The organism is Lactiplantibacillus dongliensis, from assembly GCF_005405105.1.
Taxonomy (GTDB): Bacteria; Bacillota; Bacilli; order Lactobacillales; family Lactobacillaceae; genus Lactiplantibacillus; species Lactiplantibacillus dongliensis.
Genome location: NZ_BJDK01000040.1, coordinates 1 through 13075, shown reverse-complemented (window position 1 = coordinate 13075; position 13075 = coordinate 1). Strand labels below are relative to the sequence as shown.

Genomic DNA, 13075 nt, shown 5'->3' with positions numbered 1-13075 from the left:
TTGGTTTGATTTAACAACATTTATTAGGTCTACGCTTGTTGTTAGTTGAGCTTGCCGCCTACCGGATAGTTCCTAAAATGCTGGAGCGCCATGGGTCAACGACACGGCTGAGCATTTTAGGAGCCAACCTCTCGACTAAATTTACTGATTGAACTAAATAATCAGCAATTTCTGATTAACGCCGGGCGGACCAGAGTGGCAATTTAAACCAACTAGCACCAAACGTATTAGGATTAACTAAGCATGCCGCTGATTTTTTCGGGCACCAATCACTCCGTCAATCCCGACAACTAACATGCCAAGGAAAATCGCCCAAACCATCGCTGCTGGAAAGACCGTAATGGACAACAGTAGCCCAATGGCTTTAATCAGTAAATCAATGAAGACTGACCGATTATCCAGATTGTATAGCCAGCCAAATTTAGTTTTCGGATTGACCCGCTTCAAAGTAGCCGAGATCAAGATATTGCTGAACGACACTCCTAAAATAATAATGCCATACAGTGCCTGAGCCGTTGCATTGTTGAAATTCTGGGCGACCAGACTCGTTGTATACGGAAAGAATGAAGAGAGAAATAACATTAGTAATGACGCATACACGGTGTGCTCACTAATCTTATTGACCCGCTGCCAGTGACTGTGCTGGGTCGCCCACATGAGACCAATCCAGAAAAATGAGATTGTATACGCCATAAAGTTCTCTCGTAAAGCCCACAATCCCTGTACGCTCACCACTTTCGGCTTTGCCAACTCCAAAACTAAAATCGTCATAATAATTGCTAATACGGCATCTGTAAAAGCTGCCAGTCGTTCTTTATTCAACCTAATCACTCACTTTATCATTTAGTCCAAACCTGTATTTACTATACTACACCACCCCCAATGACGACCATTGGACGCCAATGCGAAATGCACCCTTTATAAAAATAATTTTATTTTTTCAGACAAACCACTTGTCTTCGACCTACTCTAAGCTGGTATCTTAGATAACGTTATCCAGAAACTAGCTGAAAGTGAGCATTATATACAATGAAGACACCAATTTTAAATACCATTGAATCACCAACTAATCTCAAAAGCTTAACTTTGACTGAATTAACAGCCTTAGCCGCTGAAATTCGACAAGTCCTATTGAATAAAGTTAGCCAAACTGGCGGCCACGTTGGTCCTAACTTGGGCGTCGTTGAATTAACGATTGCTTTTCATTACGTCTTTGATTCACCAATTGACAAAGTCGTCTGGGATGTTTCCCATCAATCTTATACGCATAAGATCCTAACCGGTCGTAAACAAGCTTGGTTGGACCCCGCTCATTATGATGATGTCAGTGGCTATACTGCACCTGAAGAAAGTCCGCACGACTACTTCAACATCGGCCATACCTCGACTTCGATTGCCTTAGCAACTGGGATGGCTGTTGCCCGAGATTTACAAGCCAAGCAAGGTAACGTCATGGCCGTGATTGGTGATGGGTCACTATCTGGCGGGCTAGCATTAGAAGGTTTGAATACCGCCGCAACCTTGAAGTCGAACTTGATTATCTTGGCTAATGATAACGGGAGGTCAATCGCGGAAGACCATGGCGGGTTGTATCAAAACCTAAAAGAACTTCGCGAAACCAATGGTCAAGCCAGCAATAACTTGTTCAAAGCAATGGGCCTAGACTATCGCTATGTCGATCAAGGTAATGATCTTGCCACGATGATTGCCGCCTTTAAAGCGATCAAAGATATCGACCACCCGATTGTCTTACATGTGCATACTGAAAAAGGCCGCGGCTATGCGCCAGCGTTGGCCAACGAAGAAGCCTTCCACTGGCATGTTCCCTTTGACTTAAAGACTGGTCAGACTTTGCATCCAAATACCAAGGAAAGTTATACCGACACGATTCATGCCGTTTTGGAAGGCGAATTAACAAACCAACACACACCGTTGACAGCCATTACGGCGGCGATTCCCGGCATGTACGACTTAAAACGTTTCGGCAACCGCCATCCGGAACGCTACTTCGATGTTGGTATCGCCGAACAAGAATCGATTACCTTTGCGGCTGGTCAAGCCCAACAAGGTTTACGGCCAATTGTCTTCCATTCTGGGACGTTCTTGCAACGGGCTTACGACCAATTATCACACGACTTGGGCATCAACAAGTTGCCCGTGACTATCATGGTCGCCGGTGGCAGTATTAGTGCTGGCGACCCGACCCATCAAGGTATCTTCGACGTGGCCATGTTAGCCAACATCCCTGGCTTGACGTACTTAGCGCCAACAACTAAGGAAGAATTAGCCGCGATGATGCGCTGGTCCTTACATCAAACGACCGGTCCCGTGGCCATTCGCGTACCAAGTAACGCCGTTCATTCGGCCGACCTAACCGACTTTGACGTCCATCAATTACGGACCGTGCATGCTGGGCAACAAGTCGCGTTATTAGGTGTTGGTAGCTTATTACCACTCGCTGAACAAGTGCAGGGTCAACTAGCTGAACACCAAATCGATGCAACCGTGATTGACCCGCGGAACTTATCTGATTTAGATGCAACCGGGTTGACCGCTTTGCAAGCTCATCATCAATTAGTCGTGACTTTAGAAGAAGCCAGCTTAAGTGGTGGCTTTGGTGAAAAGGTCAGTCGCTTCTATGGTGATACGGACATGCACGTCTTAAACTTTGGGGCAGCCAAACGCTTCAATGATCGTGAAACGACTGCTGAACTCTGGCATGAATTTAAGTTAACACCAGATCAAATCATTACGGCCATTCAAAAAGCCCTCGCTAAATAAGTACCACTCGCTTCAACAGCCGCCAGCAAATCGCTAGCGGCTGTTTGTGTGTTTAGAAAATGTCATTCTTTGACAGGCCGCATGTAAACCGACATACTGAATCCAAGCCAAATTCACGGAGGGTTTTATATGTCAGCTGATCAAGCCTTACTCATCATTGATTACACGAATGATTTTGTCGCCGATGCCGGTGCCTTAACTTGTGGCGAACCCGGCCAAGTCCTCGCGCCTAAACTTATTGAACGGGCCGATGCCATGCAGCAAAGCGATGGTTGGGTCCTCCTACCGACCGATGTGCACACCCCGCACGATCCGTATCATCCTGAGACCAAGCTCTTTCCGCCCCACAATGTTCGTGAGTCTTGGGGGCGTGACCTTTATGGCCCGGTTAAAAACTGGTTTGATCAACATCAAGCTGACGACCAGGTCTGGTTATTCGATAAAACCCGTTACAGCGCCTTTGCCGGAACAGACTTAGATCTGCGCTTGCGTGAACGCCATATCACTACGCTAGAACTCGCTGGTGTTTGTACTGATATCTGCGTCTTGCATACCGCTGTCGATGCTTATAATCTTGGCTACCAACTTGTGATTCACCGTAGTTGTGTGGCCAGCTTTAATCCCACCGGCCACAGTTGGGCGTTGCAGCACTTTGCCAATAGCCTCGGTGCCACCGTGATCTAACCAAAATCCCCTGTCAATCATTGCAACGATTGACAGGGGATTTTTTGTTTTTCATAGTCTTAACTTGCCGTTCACCTAAAACACTCGTCAAAACTAAATCGCCACTGACGCATCACGATGCTGCTATTTAACGGCGGACGGCCCAGAATTGGTTCAGTAGTGGCGTTTATCTTAGTCATGGGTTGTCGACTTAGATAATCTCCGGCTTGTGAAACCGCGCTTCGGCTCGCAGTTTCAGCCAATCCTGGGCCAACCAGAGTGGCAAGTTTAATCCTACTAATTGTCGATTTAATAGCGGGCGACCATAATCAGGCCCCGCTTAACAACTGGCAACTTCAACACTGGGCTCGTCTTGCGGTCAGCTTGCTTGGCGGTTGCCGTCACTTGATATTTCTTAGCCGTAATCCCATTCAGATGGAATAACGCTGGGGTACTGCTACAATACTGCTTCACTAACCGATGATCACGTTGGTCGATCGTAATCACGCTGGCTTTAGGGACATTGAGTGTGACTAATAGCGTATCGGGTACCCCGCTGCGGTCAATTTGAACCATCGTCGGCGCCTTCGTGGCATAGCGGCTAGGACCATACGTGTAAAACTTAGTAACACGTTGTCCTTTCTGGTTAACGCCGTATAGTTTAAAATCACGATAACCGCTGAACGCTTTGGTCACTTTAAATTTTCGGGCCTTAACAGTAGCCGTAACCTTTTTAGTTTTGCCATATTGGAGTACGACTTTTTTCACTTTCGGACTAGCTTTCCCAGCAAACGTAGCAGCCTTTTTAGCGGCATGATACGTCACCGCCGTGGCCGACAATGCCGGCTTGGCACTGGCAGTCGCAACGGGCGCCCCCACGGCTAAGCCCATCACAACCGCGCCTAATAAACTACTGGTTAAAATCACTTTTTTCATGATAATCCCCCCAATTAATGCGGTACAACTAACTCTGGACGTCATTATAACGAGCCGTTATCTCAAGTACCAGTATTGTTGATCTAAAAGCGTAAGTAAGTTAAGTATTAACTGATTCACGCAGTTGCATCGCTTAACCTAACTAGTATAATTTTGACTTAGGGGGGGATTCACAATGACCAACACTAATCGCACCACTTTAATGCAAGCCATCGATACGGCTTACAATGACGCTGAAGTTCAAAAGTTGCCGGACTTAACGAAACTTTTATTAAAGTCCGCCCAACAACTTGAAAGCGGCCGTGACGACCATCAAGTCGCCGGTGAACTACATCAAGCTTTAAAATATTGGGGGATGGCCCACTTACATGGACCGAAAGCTTTAGATCCATTATCACAACTTTTAACTGATAATAGCCGCGGCTTAGCTTATCAAAAACCTTACGCACCACAAGACTAATTAAAGCCGTCAGAAAAAACGTGTTCGGAAAAATCCGAACACGTTTTTTGATTCACTAATTAGCTGCGGTTTCAACCCACCGCTTCAATAAGAAGACGTTTAGCGCCCCTTCAACTAAGATAACCACGGCCATTGCCGCTAGTGCTAACCAAAATTGACCCAGGTCAGTGCCATTAAAGGTAATCCGGGCGAACCAAGCGACGCCATGCACAATGAAGCCAGCGACACGTATCGTGATGAAGATAACGATCACATACACGACCACGTTTAAGGCCCGTTGCCGGAACTTCGGCAAGAAATTGCTGGTCGCACTCGTTACCAAGTGTACGAACGAAATCGTGCTCCAAATGAGTAACGCCGTCATTAAGCTAACCAACAGCATCACGATTATTGGCTCAACCACATTCGAACCCACCGTTGCCATCGGCGGTAACATGCCACTAATTCGTGACCAACCTAACCAGAAGGTCAGACCGTATAATACGGCTTGGACAACCATAAAGTAAACTAAGGTGGCTAATGATGATAACAAATTCATCAGATAAAAGCGCGTTTCTTCAATCGGAATCAGGCGGAAAGTATCCGCCGTATAAGCTTTTTCCGTGCTAACCGCCAGGAGGATAAACCCAACGACATAAGGCAACATTGACCAACTCGCCGTTAAATAAAATAACGTTGCTAAGTTAAAATTGCCCTTAATGGCCGTCCAGATACCAGTGACCGCCACCGCAATCAGTTCCAGCAGAATCATTTGATTAATTTGCCGAAACTTCGTCCAGCCCATCGTCTTAAATAAGGCGCTCATCTTAGTCATGGTCGACACCTCCTGCATACAAGCTTTCATAATAATCTTCGATATCCATCCCGGATTCACTCCGAATGGTATCAGTCTTTTGATGCACCGCAATCGTCTGATCCTTAACGACCACAATTTCATCCAAGATTGGCGCAATTTCAGTGACATAATGATCACTAATCAGCATCGTGGCATTATCCGGCTTCCACTGAATAATACTACTGATAATCTTCTTGCGACTCATGCTATCAATTCCACCAAACGGTTCATCCAACAAGTATAAATCAGTCTGCCGCGCTAACGTCAAGGCAATGATTAACTTTTCACGCATCCCTTTGGACAGCGCCAATAACTTTAACTCACCGTTTAGCTGTAAGAAGTCAGCCAATTCATGATAACGATTCAAATCGAAATCAGAGTAGACAGTTTGGTAGAAGTCAACGACTCGACTAATCTTCACATTCTTGTTGAAACCATGTAACTGTTCAGAAAAGCTAACGTGCGCTTTACGCGCCGTGGCCGTCGTGGCATCACTGACCATTATATCGCCAGACCCTTGGGCACTCCCGGTAATCAAGCGCATCAGTGTGGTTTTTCCGGCCCCGTTTTCACCAAGTAACCCCACGATTTTTCCGGTTTCTAAAGTCAGATCAATATTTTTTAAAATTAATTTTTGATTGCGTTTATACGTCAATCCTTGAATGGCTAAAACATTAGGCATTTTGCCCCGCCCCTTTCTGTTCGATATACCGTTTCAAACTCGCGATAATCTCCTCATCAGTTAAATTCAATGCGTGTAGTTGCTCGTAGACCTGTGCCAATTGCGTCATCACTAACTGCTCCTTTAGTTGGGCTAATCGGGTCGTATCGGCCGTGACAAAGTTACCTTTGCCCCGTTGCGATTCGATTGTCCCCTCCGTAATCATCTCACTAAGCGCCCGTTGCACGGTATTAACATTAACCGTTAAGTCGACCGCCAATTGGCGAACTGCCGGCAACTTATCACCAGGATTCAACGTGCCCGTCAGCATCTCATGATACAGATAATTTTTGATTTGATAGTAAATCGGGACCTTATCGTCAAATTTCAATTTGTTCTACCTCCCTAGTGTTATATTTTACTATTACACTATAACATAAAGGCAACCCTTTAGCAAGCATAAAACTGCCACTACGGTTGGGCTGGATTGACGCTGGAACGTGGTGGCCACGTTTGCAAGCCAAAGTACGGTCTTGCAAGCCGGGCTTTTACTAGGTCGGGAAAGGTGTCACCCAACCAAGTAAAATTTCACCACTGAGCGTCATCCAGCCCGCCCTGCGCTAATTTGCTTCCTTTAGTTTAATTATTTCAGTTAAATAATCGCTTCTCAATCAAAAATAACTGCTAATACTAGAATACAAACTCAAACTTTAGCCACTACCAATTGATAGCTATCCTTACAGGACAGCTCTAGGTCCCCAGTCAGTCAACGCCGGGCGGGCCAGCATTGGCTCAGTGGTGTCGTTTGACTTAGTCGGTGATTTTTCCGGCTTAGTCAAAGCCCGGCTTTTGAGACCGCCCTTCGGCTCAAAAACGCGGCCACCACGTTCCAGCCAATGCTGGCCCAACCAGAGTGGCAAATAACACTAAAAAAACGAACCAGTTTCACCAACCAGTTCGCCATTAATTAATTCACATATTGGGCCAAAAATGCCCGCACATGTTGTTTATAAGTCTGATACCCATGCGTAATCGCCGTCGTGTGCGCCGCGCCTTTAACTAACCAGAGTTCTTTTGGTTGATGCGCATTGCGATAGAGTGTCTGCCCCATCTTAGTTGGAACAAAGGTATCCTTCGTTCCGCTAATAATCATAATGGGCAGATGGTTCTTGCGAATCTGTGCGACGGCATCGGCTTCACCGAATGTATAGCCAGCCCGCAACTTCGTAATGCCACTCGTCACATCGACCAACGGAAAGGCTGGTAAATGATAGAGTTGACCAGCTTGGTAACTAATAATTGCCTTGGCACTCGTGAACGGACTATCAACCACATAAGCTTTGATCTGCGGTAATTGTGGATCACCACTCGCCATGGTCATCCCAGCCGCCCCCATACTGATGCCACTCATCACGATCTGCGTTGTCTTGGTCCGTTGAACCACCGTCTTCGCCCATTGCAAATCATCTTGACGTTCTAGCCAGCCATAGCCCACGGCCTGACCTTGACTCGCACCGGCCGCGCGGGCATCTGGCACCAGGACATTGTAGCCTAGCTCATGATACATGCCAGCCCACGCACCCATTAATGATTTATTGCCCGCAAAACCATGCGCTAACACAACCGTCTTGTTCGACCCGGCCTTGGGGACGTACCAAGCCACTAACTTCAACCGGTCCTTCGAAGTGATGTGCCAAGTCTGCTTCTTAACATGCGCATACCAATACTTTTCCCGATAAACCGGGCTCCGCTTCGATAGCGTCGTACTCTGGGTCACAAAAGCCTTATCCCCACGCGCAATCGCCACGTGATAAAAATAACTTCCGGCCCCAATCAGACCGCCACCAACAATTAAAATCAAGACGCCCAGCGTTATCCACCATTTTTTCATCATTTCCGCCAACCTTATGTCTTTTTCGATAGAAATATTGCCACTACCAACATGATAACGTTTATAATTAAAGATAACTAGAGGGTGTTTGCAGTTAGCGCTTAGCCAACCACAACCACCCAGCATATCGGAGGACAAGCGATGCATTATTCAGAAACGTGGGACTTAGACACTATCTTCGCTGGCGGTATCGATTCACCAGCCTTAGCCACTAAGCTGACCACCATTAAACACCAATTACATGATACGCAGACGACCTTAACCAACTGGCGCGCCGACGCTGATACGCCAGCTTACGACTGGTTCTTACAAATCGTGACGGACTTGCAGCATATCGAAGCGGGATTACAGCAAAGTGAAGTCTTTGTCGTGGCAATCCAATCCGCCGATGCCAGCAACACCAAAGCGGGAACCATTTTAAATCAGCTTTATCAACTTGATAATCAGCATGAAAACCTGATGACACAATTCAAGAAAAAGCTCGTTGCGCTACCACAAGAGACTTTCACGAAAATTATCGGCCAACCGGAACTACAACCGATTGCCTTTAACTTAACCGAAATGCGCAAACAAGGCTTGGCTTTACTCGATGATCAGACGGAAGCCTTGATCAACAACTTAGCGGTCGATGGCTTTCAAGGTTGGAGCGACCATTACGATACGTTAGTTAGTCAAATGACCGTTCCTTATACCGATGACGCGGGTCAAGTTCACCAGTTATCCGCGGGCCAAGCACAAAATATGCTGGCAGCCGCCATGCCGAATCAGCAACGCGCTAAGCTGATGGCCAACTGGGAAGCGGCTTGGCAACAAAACGCCGCACCTTTTGCAGATACGTTAAACCACTTAGCCGGCTTTCGACTTCAGAATTATCAAGCGCACGGGACAACCGACTTCTTACGCAAACCGCTCGAATTGAACCGGATGAGTCAAGCAACGTTGGACACGATGTATCAAGTTGTCGCCAACAGTCAGGATCTGTTACTACATTATTTAAAGCGCAAAGTCGCGTTAATGGGTAAGACCCAGCTCGACTGGCAAGATGTGGAAGCCCCACTGACGCTAGGGACCGCCACTAATACAATGACTTACGATCAAGCGGCCAACTTCGTGATTACCCATTTCCAGACTTTTAGTCCTAAAATGGCCAAGTTAGCCAAGTACGCGCTGGACCATCGCTGGGTCGAAGCTGAGAATCGACCGAATAAACGTCCGGGCGGTTATATGGATAACTTGCCAGAAACTGGTGAATCACGGATCTTTATGACCTTTACCGGCTCGCCGAACGATACCGCCACGTTGGCACATGAACTGGGGCATGCGTTCCACGCCGACGTGATTAAAGACTTACCGCTTTGGCGTCAAGACTACGCCATGAACGTCGCTGAGACGGCCTCCACCTTTGCAGAATTAATCGTCGCCGATGCCAACGTTAAAGCTGCTCCCGATACCGCCACCAAGTTGAACTTATTGGATGCCAAGATGCAAAATCCATTAGCGATGTTCTTGGATATTCGGGCGCGTTATTTATTTGAAACCAGCTTTTATCAAGCTCGGCAACAGCACGTGGTCACCCCGGCTAAATTGTCAGACCTAATGTTAACGGCGCAAAAGACCGCTTATGGCAACGCTTTGACCACCTACCACCCAATGTTTTGGGCCAGCAAGCTGCACTTTTACATTGCCGATGTACCGTTTTACAACTTTCCGTACACCTTTGGCTATCTCTTCAGCCTTGGCTTGTACGCTCAAGCGAAGCAACAGCCCGACTTTGAAGACCGCTATATCGCCTTACTTCGCGATACGGCGAATATGTCGACCGAAGCCTTGGCGAAAAAGCACCTCGGCGTTGACTTGACGAAACCGGACTTTTGGCAAGCTGGGGTTGCCTTGATCAAACGTGATATTGATGAATTTATGGCCTTATCCGCGCCATTATTATGATGAAGAAATGGATGTGAGTAGATGTTTCCAGAACGTTTAAGAGCTTTACGCCGCGGGCAAAAGATGACACTCGGCCAATTAGCCGAGGCCCTCAATCATTTGCCGGACACTGAATTGACCCATCGCAAAAACACCGCCGCTCAGATTGGCAATTGGGAACGGAATTTACGGACACCGTCTTACTTAGAAGTCCGTAAATTGGCTGAATTTTTCCACGTCACGACCGATTATTTATCCGGCCGGGCTGACCAAGAAGAATATGACTTAGGCCGGATTTTCTTATCCGGTAAGCCCCTAACCTTTAATCAAGAACGGTTATCGAGTGAAGATCGCTATGAACTCTTCCAATTAATGAACGGTTATCTCCACGGTCGTCAACAACGGGTCACCCCTGATGCTGATGGACAAGAAGAACTAGATTTACATTTTGATAATTAGGAGTTTTTTTCATGAAACCCAAGCAACTCAAACAATTAAAAAAGCGGCTCAAAAAAACAACTGCTAAAAAGGCCGTCCCTTATATTGCGCAAATGACCAAATACCGAGCGCTTTTTAAAGACGACCCGCAAGTGCTTGTCTTAATTAATAATGTTCTCGAAGCAGATCGGCTATTAGCAGCCGGTCTCGCACCACAGCCGTTGCCGGTCTTACAAGTGCCAGACGATTTTCAAGATCAATTAATGACCCGGATTAACGCCACCTACCCCCCCCATGATCCCGCCGGCGACGCGGAATGGGACCGGCTTTCAGCGGCCTTGCCAAAAGTTGACCAGTTGTTACGTGACTTTCGCGACTACCTTGAAGATCAATACGGCATGTGGGCTTACATTAATGCACCATTCTTAAAGGACCTCGCTGAATTTGTTGGCAACCAGCCCGTCTTGGAAGTTATGGCGGGCAATGGCTATATCTCTAAAGGCCTGCAAAACTTACATCCGCAACAACGCATTATCACGACTGATTCTAAGGCTTGGACCAAGGAGGCTGATAATCAGACTGGCAAGCATCCAGTCACGACGATTGAAGGCCTTGATGCCGTTAGTGCGTTCGAGAAATATGCTGCCGATATCGATTATGTCGTCATGTCATGGTCGCCCGATAAACTGACAATTGACTGGGACTTACTTCAAGCCATGCGTGCCAGTGACCACCAAGTGCCATTGATTTGTATCGGTGAACAATATGGTGCTACTGGGTCCAAGCAGTTCTGGGACCAAGCAATTTATCAAGACGGTGCTGCCGTGGACAAATTGAATGCCCACTACCGGCCATTTGATCTCATTCATGACCAAGTCTATGTGGTGCGCTAATTATTAATTGCCACGCTAGTTGGTCCAGAATCGGCTGGAACGTGGTGACCGCGTTTTCGAGCCATAGTACGGTCTCGAGAGCTGGGCTTTCACTAAGCCGGAAAACCACCGACTAAGTGAAACGGCACCACTGAGCCAATTCTGGGCCGCCCGTCGTTAATTAACCAGTAGCTTATAGTGGACTACCAAAACAAATACACACTTCGACTTATCTTTACAACAAACGCTGGTTACGGCAGCTCAATGAGCATTCGTAACCAGCGCTTTTTCTATCTTTAATTCAAATCAAATGATGGGGTGGCCGATGCGCTAACCAGTACGCGTACCCAACCGCGCCCCCACCGGACAGAAATGCCAACCCAACCATCAATACCTGTGTTAAGGCAACATCCAGACTACTTAATGCAATACCTAATAAGCCGCCTGCCACAAACAACCAACCGCCCAGCGTGTTCGTTTTCCGCCAAATCTCTGGCGACTGATAGGTCCATGGCACCCGAATCCCCAGCGTATGATTGCGTGGCGCATCGACACAAAGCAGACCGACGATGCCAAATACCAAGCCCAGTCCGATCGCCGTCTGATTAGCGGTGCGAAACAAGCCCGGCAACAAAACGACAGCTAGACTATAAGCCACCCAACCGATTGCCCAATGCATCGCCACTTGCCAACGCTGCCACTGATAACTTTTAGCTAAGACAAACGGCGCGATTAAGGACAACAGATAGACCGTAGTGATTGGCACGAGTAAATGCAAGGTTAACGTCACTTTCGGTAAATGTAACTTTGCTGGCAACCATAACCAACCTAATAACATGATGTTTAAGCCACTTAGTAACACTGTCCATAACCGCCAGCGCGCTGCTTTTAGCATGTTCATCGCCTACTTTCAATTATGCCCCATCAAGTACAGGGCAACTAAAATTGCGACAATTTCCAGACCAATTAAATAGCCATAAAACCACTTTTCGCTAATTGAATACACCTTATCCCCCGAAACCACCTTAGGGATGCCAACCACAAAAATAGCGATAACCGGGTACACACCTAGACCGGCTAAGCTCATCGCAACCAAGGGATCTCCATTAGCTTGACCTTGCCAATGTAACCACCAACCTAAGCCCAGGACTCCGATAAGCGCCCCGGTTGGTAAAACTGCCATTAATTTTCCCATTCCATCCTCCAAAGCTTGGCCCAACACCATTGTTACCTAGTGTTCAGCCAAGTAAGCTAAGCAACTAGCGACAATCAGCCAACCCCTAGCTGTGTCGATACTACCTTAATCAAGCTTCCCTGGAGCATCGTTTAATTGTACACAATCAGATGATAACATAATCACTAATTTATTAGCCAATAGTTACGGTTACTAGGTCGCACAAATGGGTTTGAGCTTAGTATAAGGGCATTCCCTGATTATCACCCATCAACCGGACTTGTTAATTATCTTAGAATTAAAACCTAGTCTGTTGATAATTAAATTTTTAGACCTGTATAATGATGGTAACTAAATACCAAACAAGCATTGTGGTATTAAGTCAAGGAAGGATGATGGCGAAGCTTAATAGAAATCAGCGCTTTGAAGGTATACTTCCCC

The 13075-nt window shown here is 46.8% G+C and carries 14 protein-coding genes; 6 read left to right on the top strand and 8 right to left on the bottom strand.

Annotation, left to right across the window (positions count from 1 at the left end; genetic code table 11):
* Positions 1 to 237 precede the first annotated feature (237 nt).
* The gene (locus FFM80_RS12570) at positions 238 to 822 is read right to left on the bottom strand and encodes a TMEM175 family protein (RefSeq protein ID WP_137641111.1); all 585 of its coding nucleotides are present in this window, start codon (positions 820 to 822) and stop codon (positions 238 to 240) included.
* 207 nt (positions 823 to 1029) lie between these two features.
* On the opposite strand from FFM80_RS12570, the gene FFM80_RS12565 reads away from it, so the two are divergent.
* Together FFM80_RS12565 and FFM80_RS12560 are read left to right on the top strand one after the other, a co-directional pair.
* Positions 1030 to 2781 carry a 1-deoxy-D-xylulose-5-phosphate synthase gene (locus FFM80_RS12565; protein WP_137641110.1) on the top strand — a complete coding sequence of 584 codons (1752 nt, stop codon included), beginning with the start codon at positions 1030 to 1032 and terminating at the stop codon, positions 2779 to 2781.
* Between the two features lie 129 nt (positions 2782 to 2910).
* A complete protein-coding gene (locus FFM80_RS12560) occupies positions 2911 to 3465 on the top strand; it encodes a cysteine hydrolase family protein (RefSeq protein ID WP_137641109.1) in 555 nt (184 codons plus the stop codon).
* 288 nt (positions 3466 to 3753) lie between these two features.
* Here FFM80_RS12560 and FFM80_RS12555 read toward each other — a convergent pair whose 3' ends face one another.
* A complete protein-coding gene (locus FFM80_RS12555; RefSeq protein ID WP_137641108.1) occupies positions 3754 to 4380 on the bottom strand; it encodes a hypothetical protein in 627 nt (208 codons plus the stop codon).
* 175 nt (positions 4381 to 4555) lie between these two features.
* Between FFM80_RS12555 and FFM80_RS12550 the strand changes: the two genes are divergently transcribed.
* Positions 4556 to 4840: a bacteriocin immunity protein gene (locus FFM80_RS12550; RefSeq protein ID WP_137641107.1), complete on the top strand. Its 285-nt coding sequence runs from the start codon at positions 4556 to 4558 to the stop codon at positions 4838 to 4840.
* Positions 4841 to 4895: 55 nt separating this feature from the next.
* On the opposite strand, the gene FFM80_RS12545 is transcribed toward FFM80_RS12550, so the two are convergent.
* The 4 genes from FFM80_RS12545 to FFM80_RS12530 all read right to left on the bottom strand — a co-directional run bounded on the left by FFM80_RS12545 (position 4896) and on the right by FFM80_RS12530 (position 8227).
* A complete protein-coding gene (locus FFM80_RS12545; protein WP_137641106.1) occupies positions 4896 to 5654 on the bottom strand; it encodes an ABC transporter permease in 759 nt (252 codons plus the stop codon).
* Positions 5647 to 6357, bottom strand: coding sequence for an ATP-binding cassette domain-containing protein (locus FFM80_RS12540; protein ID WP_137641105.1), 711 nt, complete (start codon positions 6355 to 6357; stop codon positions 5647 to 5649). The genes FFM80_RS12545 and FFM80_RS12540 overlap by 8 nt, the downstream gene beginning before the upstream one ends.
* A complete protein-coding gene (locus tag FFM80_RS12535; protein ID WP_137641104.1) occupies positions 6350 to 6727 on the bottom strand; it encodes a GntR family transcriptional regulator in 378 nt (125 codons plus the stop codon). The genes FFM80_RS12540 and FFM80_RS12535 overlap by 8 nt, the downstream gene beginning before the upstream one ends.
* Positions 6728 to 7303: 576 nt before the next feature.
* The gene (locus FFM80_RS12530; protein WP_137641129.1) at positions 7304 to 8227 is read right to left on the bottom strand and encodes an alpha/beta hydrolase; all 924 of its coding nucleotides are present in this window, start codon (positions 8225 to 8227) and stop codon (positions 7304 to 7306) included.
* 141 nt (positions 8228 to 8368) lie between these two features.
* Between FFM80_RS12530 and FFM80_RS12525 the strand changes: the two genes are divergently transcribed.
* The 3 genes from FFM80_RS12525 to FFM80_RS12515 are packed head-to-tail and all read left to right on the top strand — an operon-like array spanning position 8369 to position 11481.
* Positions 8369 to 10171, top strand: coding sequence for a M3 family oligoendopeptidase (locus FFM80_RS12525; RefSeq protein ID WP_137641103.1), 1803 nt, complete (start codon positions 8369 to 8371; stop codon positions 10169 to 10171).
* Positions 10172 to 10192: 21 nt separating this feature from the next.
* Positions 10193 to 10609, top strand: a complete 417-nt coding sequence (locus tag FFM80_RS12520; RefSeq protein ID WP_137634984.1) for a helix-turn-helix domain-containing protein — start codon at positions 10193 to 10195, stop codon at positions 10607 to 10609.
* Positions 10610 to 10620: 11 nt separating this feature from the next.
* Positions 10621 to 11481 carry an SAM-dependent methyltransferase gene (locus tag FFM80_RS12515; protein WP_137641102.1) on the top strand — a complete coding sequence of 287 codons (861 nt, stop codon included), beginning with the start codon at positions 10621 to 10623 and terminating at the stop codon, positions 11479 to 11481.
* 280 nt (positions 11482 to 11761) lie between these two features.
* Here FFM80_RS12515 and FFM80_RS12510 read toward each other — a convergent pair whose 3' ends face one another.
* Together FFM80_RS12510 and FFM80_RS12505 are read right to left on the bottom strand one after the other, a co-directional pair.
* Positions 11762 to 12355: an SdpI family protein gene (locus FFM80_RS12510; RefSeq protein WP_171001117.1), complete on the bottom strand. Its 594-nt coding sequence runs from the start codon at positions 12353 to 12355 to the stop codon at positions 11762 to 11764.
* Between the two features lie 15 nt (positions 12356 to 12370).
* A complete protein-coding gene (locus tag FFM80_RS12505) occupies positions 12371 to 12655 on the bottom strand; it encodes a LasU family protein (RefSeq protein WP_137641100.1) in 285 nt (94 codons plus the stop codon).
* Positions 12656 to 13075: the final 420 nt, after the last annotated feature.

Excerpts from the sequence above, each read along its gene's own strand:
- FFM80_RS12565 (WP_137641110.1), top strand. The coding sequence starts at position 1,030 with ATGAAGACACCAATTTTAAATACCATTGAATCACCAACTAATCTCAAA.
- FFM80_RS12560 (WP_137641109.1), top strand. The coding sequence starts at position 2,911 with ATGTCAGCTGATCAAGCCTTACTCATCATTGATTACACGAATGATTTT.
- FFM80_RS12555 (WP_137641108.1), bottom strand. The coding sequence starts at position 4,380 with ATGAAAAAAGTGATTTTAACCAGTAGTTTATTAGGCGCGGTTGTGATG.
- FFM80_RS12550 (WP_137641107.1), top strand. The coding sequence starts at position 4,556 with ATGACCAACACTAATCGCACCACTTTAATGCAAGCCATCGATACGGCT.
- FFM80_RS12545 (WP_137641106.1), bottom strand. The coding sequence starts at position 5,654 with ATGACTAAGATGAGCGCCTTATTTAAGACGATGGGCTGGACGAAGTTT.
- FFM80_RS12540 (WP_137641105.1), bottom strand. The coding sequence starts at position 6,357 with ATGCCTAATGTTTTAGCCATTCAAGGATTGACGTATAAACGCAATCAA.
- FFM80_RS12530 (WP_137641129.1), bottom strand. The coding sequence starts at position 8,227 with ATGAAAAAATGGTGGATAACGCTGGGCGTCTTGATTTTAATTGTTGGT.
- FFM80_RS12525 (WP_137641103.1), top strand. The coding sequence starts at position 8,369 with ATGCATTATTCAGAAACGTGGGACTTAGACACTATCTTCGCTGGCGGT.
- FFM80_RS12520 (WP_137634984.1), top strand. The coding sequence starts at position 10,193 with ATGTTTCCAGAACGTTTAAGAGCTTTACGCCGCGGGCAAAAGATGACA.
- FFM80_RS12515 (WP_137641102.1), top strand. The coding sequence starts at position 10,621 with ATGAAACCCAAGCAACTCAAACAATTAAAAAAGCGGCTCAAAAAAACA.
- FFM80_RS12510 (WP_171001117.1), bottom strand. The coding sequence starts at position 12,355 with ATGCTAAAAGCAGCGCGCTGGCGGTTATGGACAGTGTTACTAAGTGGC.
- FFM80_RS12505 (WP_137641100.1), bottom strand. The coding sequence starts at position 12,655 with ATGGGAAAATTAATGGCAGTTTTACCAACCGGGGCGCTTATCGGAGTC.